This window comes from Citrobacter sp. wls718 (assembly GCF_005280945.1).
GTDB classification, from domain to species: Bacteria; Pseudomonadota; Gammaproteobacteria; order Enterobacterales; family Enterobacteriaceae; genus Citrobacter; species Citrobacter gillenii.
Genome location: NZ_SZWV01000079.1, coordinates 94,332 through 112,989, shown reverse-complemented (window position 1 = coordinate 112,989; position 18,658 = coordinate 94,332). Strand labels below are relative to the sequence as shown.

Below are 18,658 nucleotides of genomic sequence, written 5' to 3'. Positions count from 1 at the left end.
AGGAGTAAATGCGGTTTTTAGGCCACAAGCGTCTCGCCCCGCATTTTCTCCGCAGCTATCTTCACCGTTTTTGCCCGGTTGTCTTCGATGACGATAGCGTAATAGCTCAGTGCACAGCCAACGATCAACAGCAGCGATCCGCTAAATAAAACAGCCCAAAACCGCAGGCAGGCGCGCCGCTGTGACTGACGCCAGGGGAGAAGGTTGATGGTCGCTATCATCAGTCTGTTCCCCCCATTGCCAGCCCAAGCGCAATAGTAAAGATATGACTTTCAGGCGGAATGGGCGGCTGACGAACAGACACCACGCTTAAGGGGTCAAAACGGCCTGGCCCGCACAACGCAATCTCTTCCGGGGAAAGCGATAATGTTGCAGCAAGATCGTCGATAGCGTGACTGTCGCCCACCGGTTTACGCCCCCACGCATAACGAGTCGCCCACAACCACTGCGCGTCATCGCGCCAGGCCAGACACTGCTGATGCGCCGATAAGTACGGTATAAAGCGCTGTAACGCGCTGGCATCCGGCGTAATGGCGGTTATCTGTACTTTCAGCGTTTGCATCAGCGTCAGGAGGGTCGACACCTCTTTGCTTTGCGCGGCGGTCACGTTAAAGGCCGGACTTAAGGTGTCTTCGCTATAATCGAATTGCAGCGCATCTGGGTCCATATCCAGCTCACGCGCCATCGAGCCAGACAACCATGCCGTTTGTTCTGGCTCACGCAGCGTCATGACTGGGCGGGGGATCTTTTTTTGTAACGTCCTGTGGGCGGGAAAGGACAGATGAATGTGGTGTCTGCGAGGAAGTTCACGACTCCACGGCAATAACACCTTGCTGAGCTGTTCAGGTGCGCGAATGTGCCCGTCGACAATCGTCTGGTTCGCCAGCGGCAACCGCCACCAGCGCTGTAGAAACCAACCGGAGGCGTCGCGAACGACGGCCACAGCCAGCACTTCATGTTGCTGAATATGCAGACCAATTTGCCAGATATTGAAAGCCATTGCTGATGATCTCCTTATCACCCGTTGCTCTAACGGGTATATCAATGCGTCTGGCTTGCCTTTATACTACCGCGCGTTTGTTTATAAACTGCCCAAATGCCACTAAATGGGAAATCTCCAGTGAAGTTCGTAAAGTATTTATTAATCCTTGCAGTATGTTGCATCCTGCTGGGAGCAGGCTCGATTTATGGCCTCTATCGCTATATTGAGCCGCAATTACCTGACGTCGCGACGTTAAAAGATGTGCGTTTGCAGATCCCGATGCAGGTTTACAGCGCTGACGGCGAACTGATCGCGCAATATGGCGAGAAACGTCGTATTCCGGTCACGCTGGATCAGATGCCGCCGGAAATGGTCAAAGCCTTTATCGCCACCGAAGACAGCCGCTTTTATGAGCACCACGGCGTTGACCCGGTGGGGATCTTCCGTGCGGCCAGCGTTGCGCTGTTCTCCGGGCACGCGTCGCAAGGGGCGAGTACCATCACCCAACAGTTGGCGAGAAACTTCTTCCTCAGCCCGGAACGCACGCTGATGCGTAAGATCAAAGAGGTCTTCCTCGCGATCCGCATCGAGCAACTGCTGAGTAAAGATGAGATCCTCGAGCTTTATCTGAATAAGATCTACCTGGGGTATCGCGCCTATGGCGTTGGTGCCGCAGCACAAGTCTATTTCGGTAAGACGGTCGACCAGCTCAGCTTAAGCGAGATGGCAGTCATCGCCGGTCTGCCAAAAGCACCGTCAACCTTCAACCCGCTCTATTCAATGGACCGGGCTACCGCGCGACGTAACGTAGTGCTGTCGCGTATGTTGAGCGAAAACTACATCACGCAGGCCCAGTACGATCAGGCACGCAGCGAAGCTATTGACGCCAACTATCACGCGCCGGAAATTGCCTTCTCTGCGCCGTATCTGTCTGAAATGGTGCGCCAGGAAATGTATAGCCGTTATGGTGAAAAAGCCTATGAAGACGGGTATCGCATCACCACCACCATTACGCGTAAAGTCCAACAGGCGGCTCAGCAGGCGGTCCGTAATAACGTCATGGATTACGACATGCGCCACGGCTACCGTGGCCCGTCAAACGTGCTATGGAAAGTGGGCGAAAGCGCCTGGGACACCAAGAAAATCACCGACTCACTAAAAGCGCTGCCGACCTACGGACCGCTGCTGCCGGCGGTGGTCACCAACGCAAATCCACAGGAAGCGACCGCCACGCTGGCGGACGGCACATCGGTGGCGCTGCGTATGGAAGGCATGCGCTGGGCGCGTCCTTACCGCTCCGATACCCAACAGGGCCCGACGCCGCGAAAAGTGACCGATGTTGTCCAGACGGGTCAGCAAATCTGGGTCCGCCAGGTCGGTGACGCCTGGTGGCTGGCACAGGTTCCTGACGTCAACTCCGCGTTGGTCTCCATCAATCCGCAAAACGGCGCGGTAATGGCGCTGGTTGGTGGCTTTGATTTCAACCAGAGCAAGTTTAACCGTGCTACCCAGGCGTTACGTCAGGTCGGTTCGAATATCAAACCGTTCCTCTACACCGCGGCAATGGATAAAGGCCTGACGCTGGCCAGTATGCTGAATGACGTCCCGATTTCCCGCTGGGATGCGGGCGCAGGTTCTGACTGGCAGCCGAAAAACTCACCGCCGCAATATGCCGGCCCTATCCGCTTACGTCAGGGGCTGGGTCAGTCGAAGAACGTGGTGATGGTCCGCGCCATGCGCGCGATGGGCGTAGATTACGCAGCAGAGTATCTGCAACGTTTTGGCTTCCCGGCGCAAAATATTGTTCATACCGAGTCGCTGGCGCTGGGTTCCGCCTCGTTCACCCCGCTGCAGGTTGCCCGCGGCTACGCGGTGATGGCCAACGGTGGTTTCCTGGTTGATCCGTACTTCATCAGCAAGATTGAAACCGATCAGGGCGGTGTTATCTTCGAAGCGAAGCCCAAAATTGCCTGTCCGGAGTGTGATATTCCGGTGATTTATGGCGACACCCAGAAATCTAACGTGCTGGAAAACAGTAACGTTGAAGACGTTGCCATTTCTCAGGAACAGCAGAATGCCGCGGTGCCAATGCCGCAACTTGAGCAGGCGAATCAGGCGCTGGTCGCGCAAAGCGGGACCCAGGAATACGCCCCGCATGTGATCAACACGCCGCTGGCGTTCCTGATTAAAAGCGCGCTGAACACCAATATCTTTGGTGAGCCAGGCTGGATGGGTACCGGCTGGCGTGCAGGTCGTGATTTACAGCGTCGAGATATCGGCGGTAAAACCGGGACCACCAACAGCTCGAAAGATGCCTGGTTCTCCGGCTACGGCCCAGGGGTCGTGACCTCGGTATGGATTGGTTTTGATGACCATCGCCGTAACCTTGGACACTCTACGGCCTCGGGTGCGATCAAAGATCAGATCTCCGGCTATGAAGGGGGGGCGAAGAGTGCCCAGCCAGCGTGGGATGCCTATATGAAGAGTGTGTTAGAGGGCGTACCAGAGCAGCCGCTGACGCCACCGCCAGGTATCGTAACGGTCAATATCGATCGCAGCACCGGTCAACTGGCGAGCGGCGGCAACAGTCGCGAAGAGTATTTTATTGAAGGGACTCAGCCCACACAGCAGGCGGTACATGAAGTGGGGACCACCATTATTGATAATGGTGAGGCTCACGAACTGTTCTGATCTATTGCCGGATGGCGCTTCGCTTATCCGGCCTACTTAACGCAACATGGTAGGCCGGATAAGACGCCTCTGGCGTCACCTTCCGGCGCTATACGCTACAGTCGTCCCTGCCCTTTCAGCCATTCACGCACCAGAAACAGCGCGCTTACATTACGCGCTTCGTGAAAGTCCGGGTCTTCTAACAAATCCATCAAATGTGCCAGCGGCCAGCGCACCTGCGGCAACGGCTCGGGTTCATCACCTTCCAGCGATTCAGGATACAGGTCCTCGGCCACGACGATGTTCATCTTGCTGGAGAAATAGGACGGTGCCATGCTGAGTTTTTTCAAAAACGTCAGGTCATTTGCCCCATACCCGACCTCTTCTTTCAGCTCCCGATTCGCCGCTTCAAACACGCTTTCACCGGGATCGATTAACCCTTTGGAAAAACCAAGCTCATAAGATTCGGTCCCGACCGCGTATTCGCGGATGAGAATCAGATGGTCATCAACAATCGGCACAATCATTACCGCTTCGCGCGTGGACGGACGCATACGTTCGTAGACGCGGCGTACGCCGTTGCTGAACTCAAGGTCAACACTTTCGACTTTAAACAGCCGGGATTGTGCGACGGTTTCCACTTTCAGAATCGTGGGTTTTTGTAATGATTTGCTCATCGTGAGAGTCTTTGCCGTGAAATCTGGGGTCATTGTGCGATATACCGCACGGTTTCGGCAATGTGAATTGCCGTTTATTTACATTTATGTAACGTACTAAAAGTTAATTCCCATTTCAAATTAAAAGTCAATAGGTTGAAATAACTCCAGGAATTTGCTGATATGCCGTTTTTGGTGATTTTGCTATGATTCGCATTTACTGGGCTGTACTTTAAAGATGCTCAAGTTCAACTCCACGCTTGCCGATAGCCAACGACAGAATCACGATTATTTTCCAGGGTGCGACTGACCACGCCTGACAGACTAAGTAAGATGGGGAAAGCATGAGCACCATTCTGATTTTTTTAGCTACTTTGCTGGCCTGCTCGTTACTTGCAGGGTGGCGACTCAGATCAAAATCCAGGCGGCAAAAACTGCCCTGGAGTAACGTTTTCTCAGACGCCAATAAGCGTAAACTGACGCCCGAAGAGCGCAGCGCAGTCGAAAACTACCTGGAAAACCTGAGTCAAAATCAGCAGATACCTGGCCCAACAGGCGCCAGCGCCGCCCCTGTATCGCTCACACTGAATGCCCAAAGTAATAGCGTCATCGTGCTGACCCATTCGATTACGCGCTACGGTATCACCACGGACGATCCCAATAAGTGGCGTTATTATCTGGATTCCGTCGAAGTGCATTTGCCTCCCTTCTGGGAACAATACATCAATGACGAAAATAGCGTTGAGCTGATCCACACAAATACGCTACCGCTGGTGATCTCGTTAAACGGTCATACGCTGCAAGAGTACATGCAGGAAGCGCGTGGCTATGCGCTACAGCATACTGCATCGACGCAGGCCTCTATTCGTGGTGAAGAAAGCGAGCAAATTGAGCTGCTAAATATTCGCCAGGAAACACATGAAGAGTATGCGCTGAGCCGCCCGGCAGGACTCCGCGAGGCGTTGCTGATTGCCGCATCTTTCCTGTTGTTCTTCTTTTGCCTAATCGTGCCGGATGGCTTTGTACCGTGGCTGGCCGGTGGTGCCGTATTGCTGCTGGCTGCGGGCCTGTGGGGACTGTTCGCCCCGCCGTCTAAAACTGCCCTGCGGGAGATCCATTGCCTGCGCGGAACCCCGCGTCGTTGGGGGCTGTTTGGCGAAAACGACCAGGAACATATTAATAATATCTCACTGGGTATTATCGATCTGATTTATCCGCCTCACTGGCAGCCCTACATTGCGCAAGATCTCGGGCAACAAACGGATATCGATATTTATCTCGATCGCCATGTTGTCCGCCAGGGGCGTTTTTTATCCTTGCATGACGAAGTGAAAAACTTCCCCTTGCAGCACTGGCTACGCAGCGCTGTTATCGCAGGAGGATCGTTGCTGGTCCTGCTGATGCTGCTGTTCTGGATCCCGCTGGATATGCCGATAAAATTCACGCTGTCCTGGATGAAAGGCGCGCAAACTATCGAGGCCACCAGCGTTAAGCAGCTCGAAAACGCCGGGGTTCGCGTCGGCGATACCCTGCATCTGAGCGGTACGGGAATGTGCAACATTCACACATCCGGAAGCTGGAACGCACAGCCCACCACGCCTTTTCTACCTTTCGATTGCTCACAGATTATCTGGAATGATGCACGCGCGCTGCCGCTGCCCGAGTCCGATTTGGTGAATAAAGCGACGGCACTCACGCAGGCCGTCAGCCGCCAACTACACCCCAAACCCGATGATGATTCCCGTGTCAGCGCATCGTTACGATCGGCCATTCAGAAATCCGGTATGGTATTACTGGATGACTTTGGTGAGATTGTCCTGAAGACTGCCGACCTGTGCGCCGCCGAAGATGAATGTGTGCGCCTGAAAAATGCGCTGGTCAATCTGGGTAACAGTAAAGACTGGACCGCGCTGGTGAAGCGGGCCAACGCAGGTAAGCTGGATGGTGTAAACGTGTTGCTGCGCCCGGTCAGCGCCGAGTCGCTGGATAACCTGGTCAATACCTCCACTGCGCCGTTTATTGCACGTGAGACCGCCCGCGCCGCTCAGGCACTGAACAGCCCTGCGCCTGGCGGCTTCCTGATTATCAGTGACGAAGGCAGCGATCTGGTCGATCAGCCCTGGCCTGCCACATCGTTGTATGACTATCCGCCTCAGGAGCAGTGGAACGCCTTCCAGCGTCTGGCGCAGATGCTCATGCAGACACCATTCCGCGCGGAAGGGATCGTCACCAATGTCACGACCGATGCCAATGGAACCCAGCACATCGGGCTGCACCGTATCCCGGATCGTTCAGGCCTGTGGCGTTACCTCGGCACCACCTTGCTGATGTTTTCCATGCTGGGTTGTGCGCTCTATAACGGCATTCAGGCGTTCAGACGCTACCAGCGCCACCGCTCACGCATCGCAGAAATTCAGGGATACTACGAAAGTTGCCTGAATCCCACGCTGATTGACGATCCGGAAAGCCTCATTCGATAACACGCCCGCGCGACAGGATATGCTACCCTGTCGCGCATCTGTTTTCCTTTGGGAGTTCCTATGCATATTGATATCGCCTGGCAGGACGTCGACACCGTGTTGCTGGATATGGACGGCACACTGCTCGATCTGGCGTTCGATAACTATTTCTGGCAAAAACTGGTGCCGGAAACGTATGGCGCGCAGCAGGGGATCTCTCCCGAGGAAGCCCAGAACTATATTCGCCAGCAATATCACGCCGTGCAACATACGCTAAACTGGTACTGCCTGGATTACTGGAGCGAACGCCTGGGTCTGGATATTTGTGCCATGACGACAGCCCAAGGGCCACGCGCCGTGCTGCGCGAAGATACTGTCCCCTTTCTTGATGCCTTAAAGGCCTGCGGCAAGCGCCGTATTTTGCTGACCAACGCGCATCCACATAACCTGGCGGTGAAGCTGGAGCATACCGGTCTGGCCTCACACCTTGATTTATTACTTTCCACCCATACATTTGGTTATCCCAAAGAGGATCAGCGGTTATGGCACGCTGTAGCTGAAGAAACGGGAATGCGTGCTGAGAAAACGCTGTTTATTGACGACAGCGAAGCCATTCTCGACGCCGCTGCTCAATTCGGCATTCGTTACTGCCTCGGCGTGACCAATCCCGATTCAGGTATTGCGGAAAAACAGTATGCACGCCATCCGTCACTGAATGACTACCGCCGACTGATCCCCTCACTGATGTGAAGGAGATGCCATGAAAGAGAAGCCCCCTGTTGACGTCAGGCTGGATAAATGGCTGTGGGCTGCGCGTTTTTATAAAACGCGTGCGATAGCTCGCGAAATGGTTGAAGGCGGTAAGGTGCATTACAACGGGCAGCGCAGTAAGCCGAGCAAGATTGTCGAGCTGAATGCCACCCTCACCTTGCGCCAGGGAAATGACGAGCGGACGGTGATTATTAAGGCCATTACCGAACAGCGTCGCCCGGCAACGGAAGCCGTTACGCTGTACGAAGAAACCGCGCAAAGCGTGGAAAAGCGCGAAAAAATAGCGCTGGCGCGTAAACTTAACGCGTTGACCATGCCGCACCCGGACAGGCGACCGGACAAAAAAGAGCGCCGCGACCTGTTACGATTTAAACACGGCGACAGTGAATGACTGTCACCCGCAAGAGAGATGATTATGCCGCAACATGACCAATTACATCGTTATCTGTTTGAAAACTTTGCCGTGCGCGGCGAGCTGGTAACCGTTTCACAAACCCTGCAACAGATCCTCGAAAACCATACTTACCCACAGCCGGTTAAAACCGTGCTGGCCGAGCTGCTGGTCGCCACCAGCCTGCTGACCGCTACGCTAAAGTTTGCCGGTGATATCACCGTACAGCTCCAGGGCGATGGCCCGCTGAGCCTGGCGGTGATTAACGGTAACAACAAGCAGCAGATGCGCGGTGTCGCGCGCATTCAGGGCGATATCCCTGAAGATGCAGATCTGAAAACGCTGGTCGGTAACGGCTATCTGGTGATCACCATTACACCGGAAGAAGGTGAACGCTATCAGGGCGTGGTGGGTCTGGAAGGTGACACGCTGGCCGCCTGTCTGGAAGATTACTTCCTGCGTTCAGAACAGCTGCCAACGCGTCTGTTTATCCGCACTGGCGACGTCGATGGCAAGCCAGCAGCAGGCGGTATGCTGTTGCAGGTGATGCCAGCACAAGACGCGCAGGCCGATGATTTTACCCACCTCGCCACGCTGACGGAAACCATTAAAGCCGAAGAGCTGCTGACGCTGCCAGCGAATGATGTGCTGTGGCGTTTGTATCACGAAGAAGAGGTGACTCTGTACGATCCGCAGGACGTGGTGTTCAAATGCACCTGTTCACGTGAGCGTTGTGCAGATGCGCTAAGAACCCTGCCGGACGAAGAAGTGGACAGCATTCTGGCTGAAGAAGGCGAGATCGATATGAATTGCGATTACTGCGCGAGCCACTATCTGTTTAACGCGATGGATATTGCTGAGATCCGCAACAACGCATCCCCTGCTGACCCACAAGTGCATTAAGTTCATAGCCCGGCAGACAGTCCATTCTGCCGGGCTACTTGTTCCAGCGTTTACTCAGCGTAGTAGTTAATCTCTAACCGTTTCCCATCGAGAGTGATATCCCGCCAGATTCTGGGGGCTGTAGTCAGCCTGTGATTTTCCACCGCCTGCAAAAGCGTCGCTTTCGTGAATCCTTCAGGTAACTGGGCTGCACCGAGCAAAGACCATTGCTTTTCCTTCATGCCAAAGATCAGACTTTCTCCCTCGCCAAAAGCATAAAGCACCTGCTCCGGCTGACCATCTGCGTTAAGATCCTGATTCACTAACACGCATGCATCCTGCTCAACACAGGAGCTAATACGGTAGCTTTGCTGTTTTACAAACCGCCAGAATGCGTCATCGGGTTTTTTGCTACCCGGCGCAATCATCACCATCGGTGCCAGTTGCGTTGTGGTCAGTTCCCGCATGGGATCGAGGTTCCCGCGTAGAATGGCGTTTAAATCACGTCTGCGCTTACTGTCCTTAGTGAAAGCGTCATCTTTTTGTAACGCCTCCAACGCAGCACGCCCCGGTTTTCCGCTATTACGCAACATGTACAGGCTGACCTGATCCGGTGAAATTTGGCCACTATGATAACGGGCCATATGGCTGTTGACGCTAATACGCCAGACATCAATGACCGGCGACGTCAGCAGAATCAACAGTCCCAGAGACAGTAACGAAACACCGAGGATGACTTTGCTCTGAATTTCCAGTGGATTGTGTCCACGGCGCATAATGCTCGCCATGTAGCCGAATGACCAAACCAGCAGCACTGCGATGATCAGCGCACCATGCAGACGCTCAGGCGTCCAGCCATACTGATTGACGCGGACCCAGAGCGCCCAGCTGGCTATCAACATATAAACTGGGGCGACGAGAAGTGAGGTGTTAATCAGATAACGTAATGCCCCTGGATAGGGTAAGTCGCGTTTTTGCGGCTCGCGCACAACGACCATCAATAGCAGGAGCAGCAACGTCAGCGTCGACATCAGCCCCGCCGCAGACACCCGTTGCGAAATCGCCTCCAGACCGGTAAAGGGTAATGTCAGCATAAACATCAGCGCTAACAACGCGACCAGAGGCAGCAGACCCGTGGCGATCAACGTCAGAAGCTTTTGTACCGCCGTCACCAGGCGTGACTGCGTACGTGCCAGAATCACCGCCAGCGCGGTAATAAGGCCAAACGTTACATAACCAAACCAGTCGGTCTCAAAGAATAGCGTGTTAAAAAAGGGAATACCGACCAGCTTAAACATCTCGCTCCACAGCAAGAGGACCATCCAGAACAGGCCGTTGGCGACAAAGACGATCAGCAATGTCAGAACATTCAGCCATATCTGGCTGTAAAACTGCGGATAGCGCGCCTGGTCGGTACGCGTATGGAGTTGGTACTGGATCCAGGGTAACGCCAGCATAGCCATGAGAAAGAGGCGCCAACCGTAGACAAAGAAAATCTCATTCTCATTCCACCGGTTCCCTCCTGCAACGTGCCCCTTCAACCAGATGCTCATCGCCAGTACGACGCAGAAGATCACCGCCATCCAGCACCACAGCGCGCGCTGTTTAAACGAGACCACAGAAAGCAGAATCGCCGACGTCAGCGCTATCGTTACAGGCATTCCATAGAACAGCCAGCTACTGTTATGGGGGATGAGGTAAGTCATCAGCAGGTAACACACTACGCCTTGCAGCAGACCAATAAACATCATGCCCCAGCGGGTCGTACGTGAAAGCTCAACACTGTCCATGTCGTAATCCAGAATGAAGGGAAAAGATCATTATCGCATCAACATCACAATTATTGGCACTTACCGGTGTCTTTCAGCCCCTCACAACGCGACGTGAATCGATATTTCATATGTTTGAGTTACGTTATTTTCCTACATGAATGCGATTACACTCACAAGATCCCCGCCAAATATACTCTCCATTAACGTTTTAGGAACATTTTCCACAACAAAAAAGGGTTTCCTGCCATAATATCCGCCTATTTGCGACAGGAGTCGCAGCGTATTCAGTTATCTGTGATTTTGCCGGATGCGTAAATCTATGAGCCTTGTCGCGGTTAACAATCCCTAAAAAACCTTACTATTCCAGGTAATACATATTGGCTAAGGAGCAGTGAAATGCGTGTGAACAACAGTTTAACCCCGCAAGATCTCGAGGCTTATGGTATCAATGACGTTCAGGATATCGTTTACAATCCCAGCTACGACCTGCTGTACCAGGAAGAGCTTGATCCAAATCTGGAAGGCTACGAGCGCGGAGTGTTAACTAATCTGGGCGCCGTTGCTGTTGATACCGGTATCTTTACCGGGCGTTCACCAAAGGATAAGTACATTGTCCGTGACGACACCACGCGAGATACGCTCTGGTGGTCCGACAAGGGTAAAGGTAAGAACGACAACAAACCGCTTTCCCAGGAAACCTGGCAGCACCTGAAAGGATTAGTCACCCAGCAACTCTCAGGCAAACGCCTGTTTATCGTTGATGCATTCTGCGGCGCGAACGCCGATACCCGCCTTTCAGTGCGCTTTATTACCGAAGTCGCCTGGCAGGCACATTTCGTTAAAAACATGTTTATCCGCCCAAGCGATGAAGAACTGCTTGATTTCAAACCTGATTTTATCGTGATGAACGGTGCGAAATGCACCAACCCGCAGTGGAAAGAACAGGGGCTCAACTCTGAGAACTTCGTGGCTTTCAACCTGACTGAACGTATTCAGTTAATTGGCGGGACCTGGTACGGCGGAGAGATGAAAAAAGGCATGTTCTCCGTGATGAATTACCTGCTGCCGCTGAAAGGCATTGCCTCCATGCACTGCTCGGCAAACGTCGGTGAAAAAGGTGATGTGGCGGTGTTCTTTGGCCTGTCCGGTACCGGTAAAACCACGCTGTCTACCGACCCGAAACGTCGCCTGATTGGCGATGATGAGCACGGCTGGGACGACGACGGTGTGTTCAACTTCGAGGGCGGCTGCTACGCGAAGACCATCAAGCTGTCTAAAGATGCAGAACCAGAAATCTACAATGCGATTCGCCGCGATGCGCTGCTGGAAAACGTCACCGTACGTGAAGATGGCTCTATCGACTTCGATGACGGTTCTAAAACCGAGAATACCCGCGTTTCCTACCCGATTTATCACATCGATAATATCGTTAAACCAGTGTCAAAAGCGGGCCATGCCACCAAGGTTATCTTCCTGACCGCCGATGCGTTTGGCGTTCTGCCACCGGTATCCCGCCTGACCGCAGATCAAACCCAGTACCACTTCCTGTCTGGCTTCACCGCCAAACTGGCTGGAACCGAGCGCGGCGTGACTGAACCGACCCCAACATTCTCTGCCTGTTTCGGTGCGGCCTTCCTGTCACTGCACCCGACGCAGTACGCAGAAGTGCTGGTGAAACGCATGCAGGCTGCTGGCGCACAGGCCTATCTGGTTAACACCGGCTGGAACGGTACTGGCAAACGTATCTCGATTAAAGATACCCGCGCCATTATCGATGCCATCCTGAACGGTTCTCTGGATGACGCAGAAACGTTCCGTCTGCCGATGTTTGACCTGGCGATCCCAACCGAACTGCCGGGCGTAGACACACGTATTCTCGATCCGCGTAATACCTACGCGTCACCAGAACAGTGGCAGGAAAAAGCCAATGCGCTGGCGAAACTGTTTATCGAAAACTTCGAGAAGTATACCGATACCCCAGCGGGTGCCGCGTTAGTCAGCGCCGGTCCGAAGCTGTAATTTTTGATTCGTTATATAGCCCCTTATCTGAGAGGATAAGGGGCTTTTTATTGTATTTACTCTTTTAACATGTACTCTGTACACCTATAATTTGTACTATTAGCCCCATGCGCAGGAAGCGCCATGTTCACATTTATTGAGCTACAGGGATTTAGTAAACGCCGTCCGTTACTTTTACCTGACGATGAGTTTCGTGCCTTTCAAGAGGCGCTTATTGAAAACCCTGAGGCAGGGGATACTATCGCTGGTACGGGGGGATTCAGAAAAATTCGCTGGAGTCGCTCTGGTATGGGTAAGCGCAGCGGTATTCGGGTTATCTATTACAACGTGACGCGTAAAGGTCGAATCTATCTGGCTTTGCTCTATCCTAAGAATGAACAGGATGATTTAACCAAAGAGCAAAAAAGAGTTTTAATGCACTTATCCGATATGCTGATTTAATTATGAGAATTTTAATCATCAGGACACCGCGATCCGGTGTGGTGAGGCCAAAATGAAAGACGAATTATTTGCCGATTTGCTGGCCAGTGCAGAAGAAATGGTACGTATAGAGAAAGGTGAAGAAACACCTAAACCTGAACATGTGCATACTTTTAGCGAAATTGATGTTAAAGCCATCCGCGAAGCAACAGGGTTACGCCAACAGGATTTTGCCATAGCGGTTGGTGTGAGTTATGACCTGGTTAAAAGCTGGGAAACGAAACGACGCCAACCCACTGGAGCACCAAGAAAACTGCTTTTATTAATTCAAAAAAACCCATTTATAATTAATCAATTAAAAGCAATTTAAGCCAGAGGTTTTACTGTTTACCCCATAAACAGAGGGAGGCTTTCGCCTCCCTTTTTTACGCGTCTTTGGTTGTTCCCGGCACACGGGAGACAGGAACAGGAAGCCAGGCGCGAATCGACAGCCCACCGCGTTCGCTGGTGCCGATTTCCAGCATGCCGTTATGGTTATCGATGATGCGCTGCACGATCGCCAGGCCCAGACCGGTACCGCTGGTACTGCGGGCACTGTCGCCGCGTACAAACGGCTGGAACAGATGCTTACGCTGCTCCGGCTTGATGCCCGGACCATCATCCTCGACCTGGAACCAGGCGCGATGTGGCTCTGTGCCACTGCTAACCTTAATCCAGCCATTACCATAGCGGGCAGCATTGACCACCATATTGGCGACCGCGCGTTTGATCGACAGCGGATGCATCTTCACCTGAATGAGGCCAGGCTGCAGCGCGGTATCAATCTCACGTTCATAACCGCTTTCTGCCGCAACGACTTCTCCTAACACCGCGTTCAGATCCGCCATCTCCATCGGCATCTCCTGCCCGGTGCGCAGATAGTCGATAAACTGTTCGATAATGGCGTTACACTCTTCGATGTCCTTATTGATGGACTCCGCAAGGTAGCCGTCTTCTTCCCCCATCATCTCGGTCGCCAGGCGGATACGCGTCAGCGGCGTACGTAAATCATGGCTCACCCCGGCCATCAGCAACGTTCGGTCATCGGCCAGCTGCTTCACGCCCGCCGCCATATGGTTGAAGGCTCGGGTCACCGAGCGCACCTCAGAGGCACCATATTCGCGCAGTGGCGGCGGAATAATGCCTTTACCCACCTGTAACGCCGCATGTTCCAGATCCACCAACGGCCGGTTCTGGATACGAATAAACAGCCATGCACCACCGATTGCCAGCAGCATGATCGCCAGCGTATAGCGGAACAGCGGCGAGAAATCGCCCTGATGAATTTCAGTGAGAGGAACGCGAACCCAGATATTCGGAGACAGCCAGGTTTTCAGCCACACGACCGGCGAGCTTTTGTTGACCTCAACGCGAACTTCCGTCGGGCCGCCCAGCTGCTGCGCCATCTGATGACTTAAGAATTCATAGTGCTGCGCCCAACGCAACCCCGCTTCTTCAGCGGCTTCGTTGGAATAGAGGGAAATCCCCAGCTCACGGTAAATTTCCCGGCGGAATGCGGGAGGCACGACCAGTTGCGTGCCGTCCTCCAGCTGCAGTTTATCGGTCATCAGCATACGGACTTCGTAAGCCAGGACCTTATTAAACTGCTGGAGGCTCGGCAGGATCGCGAAGTTCAGCACCACCAGATAAGTCGTCACCAGGCTGGCGAACAGCAAGGTGACGATGAGCAATAACGTGCGAGCAAACGAACTTCGTGGCGAGAAGCGCATTCGCCTCATGCTTTAGAACCGTCCGGGACAAAGACGTAGCCCAGACCCCATACGGTCTGAATATAACGTGGATGTGCCGGATCTTCTTCCACCATACGACGCAGACGGGAAATCTGCACGTCAATAGAACGTTCCATCGCGGAGTACTCGCGACCACGGGCCAGGTTCATCAGCTTATCGCGGGACAACGGCTCACGCGGGTGACTGACCAACGCTTTCAGCACGGCAAATTCACCGCTGGTCAGCGGCATAGGTTCATCTTCACGGAACATCTCACGGGTGCCGAGGTTCAGTTTGAACTTACCAAAAGCGATAACCGCTTCTTCCTGAGACGGCGCGCCCGGCAGTTCATTTGCCTGACGACGCAGTACGGCACGAATACGCGCCAACAGTTCGCGCGGGTTAAACGGTTTCGGGATATAGTCGTCAGCGCCGATTTCCAGCCCAACGATACGGTCAACCTCTTCCCCCTTCGCCGTCACCATGATGATCGGCATTGGGTTGCTCTGGCTACGCAGGCGGCGGCAAATCGACAGACCATCTTCACCTGGCAGCATCAAATCCAGTACCATAAGGTGGAAGGATTCACGGGTCAGCAGACGATCCATCTGCTCAGCGTTTGCGACGCTTCGAACCTGGAAGCCCTGCTCGGTCAGATAACGTTCCAGTAGCGCGCGCAGGCGCATGTCGTCATCGACCACCAGAATCTTATAGTTCTCTTGCATTGTTATTACTCCCAAAGGTTCGCAACAATTGTAAGTGTGTATTCTTAAGAAAGCTCACCTGAGTAACCAGCAAATTCTGGTATGAATTCCAGGCTAAATTGTTACAAAGCATATTAAACAGCAGCTTAAGTATACAATGTTTCTCGTAATACATTATTTATTCTGTTGATATGCTCACGTAATACCAATTGTGCGCATCATCACAGAATCAAGGTAAAACAATAAGATGAAAACGCCCCTGATAACCCGTGAAGGGTATGAAAAACTCAAACAAGAGCTGAATTACCCCTGGCGTGAAGAGCGCCCGGAAGTCACCAAGAAAGTGACCTGGGCCGCCAGTCTGGGTGACCGCAGCGAAAACGCTGACTACCAGTATAATAAAAAGCGCCTGCGCGAGATCGACAGACGCGTCCGTTATTTGACCAAGTGCATGGAGAATCTAAAAATTGTCGATTACTCCCCTCAGCAGGAAGGAAAAGTGTTCTTTGGCGCATGGGTTGAGATTGAAAATGATGACGGCGACATCCGCAAATTTCGCATTGTCGGCTACGATGAAATCTTTGGCCGTAAGGATTACATCTCTATCGACTCACCGATGGCGCGCGCTCTTCTCAAAAAAGAGGTCGGCGATCTCGCGGTAGTGAACACCCCTGGCGGAGAAGCAAGCTGGTACGTGAATGAGATTGAGTACGTTAAATAAGACGGAACAATCCGAAGCCCCTGCTGATGGCTGGCATTTTTGCCAGTCAATCCGTATAACTATCCCCTGATTTTTATCCTAAAGACGAAGCTATCCATGATGAATGATTCTTTCTGCCGCATTATCGCAAGTGAAATTCAGGCTCGTGCTGAACAGGTAGAAGCTGCCGTTCGCCTGCTTGATGAAGGGAACACCGTGCCGTTTATCGCACGTTATCGTAAGGAAATCACCGGCGGTCTGGATGACACGCAGCTGCGTAATCTGGAGACCCGTCTGGGATATCTGCGGGAACTGGAAGACCGCCGTCAGGCGATCCTCAAATCTATCGACGAGCAAGGCAAACTGACCGACGATCTGGCCAAAGCGATCAACGGCACGTTAAGTAAGACCGAACTCGAAGACCTCTACCTGCCATACAAACCTAAACGCCGCACCCGTGGGCAAATCGCCATTGAAGCGGGTCTTGAGCCGCTGGCCGACCTGCTGTGGAACGATCCCTCTCACGACCCAGAAACCGAAGCAGCCAAATACATCAATGCCGAAAACGGCGTGGCGGATACCAAAGCGGCTCTCGACGGCGCGCGCTACATTCTGATGGAGCGTTTTGCCGAAGACGCCGCGCTGCTGGCAAAAGTCCGTGATTACCTGTGGAAGAACGCCCATCTGGTTTCCATCGTAGTGAGCGGGAAAGAAGAGGAAGGTGCCAAATTCCGCGACTACTTCGATCACCACGAACCTATTTCCACCGTTCCTTCTCACCGAGCACTGGCGATGTTCCGCGGGCGTAACGAAGGCGTGCTGCAGCTTTCTCTGAATGCTGACCCGCAGTTCGATGAGCCGCCAAAAGAGAGCCACGGCGAGCAGATTATCCGCGATCATCTGGGTCTGCGCCTGAACAACGCGCCGGCGGACAGCTGGCGTAAAGGCGTTGTCAGCTGGACATGGCGCATCAAAGTGCTGATGCACCTCGAAACCGAACTGATGGGCACCGTGCGCGAACGTGCGGAAGATGAGGCCATTAACGTCTTTGCCCGCAACCTGCACGACCTGCTGATGGCCGCTCCGGCCGGGTTGCGTGCCACTATGGGTCTCGATCCTGGTCTGCGTACCGGCGTGAAGGTCGCGGTTGTTGACGGGACCGGCAAGCTGGTGGCGACCGACACCATTTATCCGCATACCGGACAGGCAGCCAAAGCCGCCGTTGCGGTGGCCGCGCTGTGCGAAAAATACAACGTTGAGCTGGTGGCGATTGGCAACGGTACCGCATCGCGTGAGACCGAACGCTTCTTCCTCGACGTGCAGAAACAGTTCCCGAAAGTGACCGCGCAAAAAGTGATAGTCAGCGAAGCCGGGGCCTCGGTGTACTCTGCTTCTGAACTGGCGGCACTGGAGTTCCCGGATCTCGACGTTTCCCTGCGCGGTGCGGTGTCTATTGCCCGCCGTCTGCAGGATCCGCTGGCCGAGCTGGTGAAAATCGACCCGAAATCGATCGGTGTCGGCCAGTACCAGCACGACGTTAGCCAGACCCAGCTTGCCCGTAAATTGGATGCGGTAGTCGAGGACTGCGTAAACGCCGTCGGCGTTGATCTGAATACCGCCTCCGTTCCGCTGTTGACTCGCGTAGCCGGTTTAACCCGCATGATGGCGCAGAACATTGTTGCCTGGCGTGATGAGAACGGTCAGTTCCAGAACCGTCAACAGTTGCTAAAAGTCAGCCGTCTGGGGCCTAAAGCCTTTGAGCAGTGCGCGGGCTTCCTGCGCATTAACCACGGCGATAACCCGCTGGATGCCTCAACCGTTCACCCGGAAGCCTATCCGATAGTGGAACGCATTCTGGCCGCCACCGAGCAGTCGCTGCGCGACCTGATGGGCAACAGCACCGAATTGCGTAACCTGAAAGCAGCCGACTTTACCGACGAGCGCTTCGGGGTGCCGACCGTAACCGACATCATCAAAGAGCTGGAAAAACCGGGTCGTGACCCGCGTCCTGAGTTCAAAACCGCACAGTTTGCTGACGGCGTAGAAACCATGAACGATCTGCTGCCGGGCATGATTCTGGAAGGCGCAGTCACCAACGTCACCAACTTTGGTGCGTTTGTCGATATCGGCGTTCATCAGGACGGTCTGGTGCATATCTCCTCGTTATCGAACAAATTCGTTGAAGACCCGCACACCGTGGTAAAAGCCGGCGACATTGTGAAGGTGAAAGTGCTGGAGGTTGATCTACCGCGTAAGCGTATCGCCCTGACCATGCGTCTGGACGAACAGCCGGGTGAAACCAATGCCCGTCGCGGCGGCGGTGGCAACAACGAGCGCACACAGGGTAACCGCCCAGCGCCTAAAGCCGCAAAACCCCGTGGTCGTGAAGCGCAGTCAGCCGGTAACAGTGCGATGATGGATGCACTGGCGGCGGCAATGGGTAAAAAGCGCTAGTGTGACGCG

Annotated in this window: 16 protein-coding genes; 10 read left to right on the top strand and 6 right to left on the bottom strand. The window is 53.7% G+C overall.

Translation table 11 applies throughout. The annotated features are described in order from the left end of the window. Positions 1-17: 17 nt before the first annotated feature. Positions 18-221, bottom strand: coding sequence for a hypothetical protein (locus FDW95_RS23955; RefSeq protein WP_249359163.1), 204 nt, complete (start codon positions 219-221; stop codon positions 18-20). Further along, entirely contained in the window at positions 221-1,000 is a 780-nt protein-coding gene (locus tag FDW95_RS16060; RefSeq protein WP_115257306.1) for a DNA utilization protein HofM, read from the bottom strand. Before FDW95_RS16060 ends, FDW95_RS23955 begins: the two co-directional genes overlap by 1 nt. Before the next feature lie 120 nt (positions 1,001-1,120). Here FDW95_RS16060 and mrcA point away from each other — a divergent pair, with 120 nt between their 5' ends. Next, positions 1,121-3,673: a peptidoglycan glycosyltransferase/peptidoglycan DD-transpeptidase MrcA gene (gene mrcA / locus FDW95_RS16055; protein WP_161959014.1), complete on the top strand. Its 2,553-nt coding sequence runs from the start codon at positions 1,121-1,123 to the stop codon at positions 3,671-3,673. Between the two features lie 95 nt (positions 3,674-3,768). Here mrcA and nudE read toward each other — a convergent pair whose 3' ends face one another. After that, positions 3,769-4,329 carry an ADP compounds hydrolase NudE gene (gene nudE, locus FDW95_RS16050; RefSeq protein ID WP_168246936.1) on the bottom strand — a complete coding sequence of 187 codons (561 nt, stop codon included), beginning with the start codon at positions 4,327-4,329 and terminating at the stop codon, positions 3,769-3,771. A 323-nt stretch (positions 4,330-4,652) separates the two neighbouring features. On the opposite strand from nudE, the gene igaA reads away from it, so the two are divergent. Genes igaA through hslO form a run of 4 tightly spaced genes read left to right on the top strand, consistent with a single transcriptional unit; the run spans position 4,653 to position 8,832 of the window. After that, a complete protein-coding gene (gene igaA, locus FDW95_RS16045; RefSeq protein ID WP_137363547.1) occupies positions 4,653-6,788 on the top strand; it encodes an intracellular growth attenuator protein IgaA in 2,136 nt (711 codons plus the stop codon). Between the two features lie 60 nt (positions 6,789-6,848). Continuing rightward, the gene (gene yrfG / locus FDW95_RS16040) at positions 6,849-7,517 is read left to right on the top strand and encodes a GMP/IMP nucleotidase (RefSeq protein ID WP_096759274.1); all 669 of its coding nucleotides are present in this window, start codon (positions 6,849-6,851) and stop codon (positions 7,515-7,517) included. A 10-nt stretch (positions 7,518-7,527) separates the two neighbouring features. Then, a complete protein-coding gene (hslR, locus tag FDW95_RS16035) occupies positions 7,528-7,929 on the top strand; it encodes a ribosome-associated heat shock protein Hsp15 (protein ID WP_115257302.1) in 402 nt (133 codons plus the stop codon). A gap of 24 nt (positions 7,930-7,953) precedes the next feature. Next, on the top strand, positions 7,954-8,832 hold the full coding sequence (hslO, locus tag FDW95_RS16030; RefSeq protein WP_096759272.1) for an Hsp33 family molecular chaperone HslO: 879 nt from the start codon (positions 7,954-7,956) through the stop codon (positions 8,830-8,832). Between the two features lie 50 nt (positions 8,833-8,882). On the opposite strand, the gene FDW95_RS16025 is transcribed toward hslO, so the two are convergent. After that, positions 8,883-10,601 carry a DUF4153 domain-containing protein gene (locus FDW95_RS16025; protein WP_115257301.1) on the bottom strand — a complete coding sequence of 573 codons (1,719 nt, stop codon included), beginning with the start codon at positions 10,599-10,601 and terminating at the stop codon, positions 8,883-8,885. Positions 10,602-10,979: 378 nt separating this feature from the next. Here FDW95_RS16025 and pckA point away from each other — a divergent pair, with 378 nt between their 5' ends. The 3 genes from pckA (at position 10,980) to nadS (ending at position 13,392) form a co-directional block, all read left to right on the top strand. After that, positions 10,980-12,602, top strand: coding sequence for a phosphoenolpyruvate carboxykinase (ATP) (gene pckA / locus FDW95_RS16020; RefSeq protein ID WP_115257300.1), 1,623 nt, complete (start codon positions 10,980-10,982; stop codon positions 12,600-12,602). A 123-nt stretch (positions 12,603-12,725) separates the two neighbouring features. After that, positions 12,726-13,043, top strand: a complete 318-nt coding sequence (locus tag FDW95_RS16015) for a type II toxin-antitoxin system RelE/ParE family toxin (RefSeq protein ID WP_115257299.1) — start codon at positions 12,726-12,728, stop codon at positions 13,041-13,043. A 52-nt stretch (positions 13,044-13,095) separates the two neighbouring features. Further along, positions 13,096-13,392, top strand: a complete 297-nt coding sequence (nadS, locus tag FDW95_RS16010) for a NadS family protein (protein WP_003837894.1) — start codon at positions 13,096-13,098, stop codon at positions 13,390-13,392. Between the two features lie 55 nt (positions 13,393-13,447). Here the strand turns inward: nadS and envZ are convergent, their stop codons facing one another. Continuing rightward, a complete protein-coding gene (envZ, locus tag FDW95_RS16005) occupies positions 13,448-14,800 on the bottom strand; it encodes a two-component system sensor histidine kinase EnvZ (protein WP_096759268.1) in 1,353 nt (450 codons plus the stop codon). After that, on the bottom strand, positions 14,797-15,516 hold the full coding sequence (gene ompR, locus FDW95_RS16000) for a two-component system response regulator OmpR (protein WP_001157751.1): 720 nt from the start codon (positions 15,514-15,516) through the stop codon (positions 14,797-14,799). Before ompR ends, envZ begins: the two co-directional genes overlap by 4 nt. 226 nt (positions 15,517-15,742) lie before the next feature. Between ompR and greB the strand changes: the two genes are divergently transcribed. Next, on the top strand, positions 15,743-16,216 hold the full coding sequence (greB, locus tag FDW95_RS15995) for a transcription elongation factor GreB (protein WP_115257298.1): 474 nt from the start codon (positions 15,743-15,745) through the stop codon (positions 16,214-16,216). Between the two features lie 96 nt (positions 16,217-16,312). Continuing rightward, positions 16,313-18,649, top strand: coding sequence for a Tex family protein (locus FDW95_RS15990; RefSeq protein ID WP_137363546.1), 2,337 nt, complete (start codon positions 16,313-16,315; stop codon positions 18,647-18,649). The last annotated feature ends 9 nt before the right edge of the window (positions 18,650-18,658 follow it).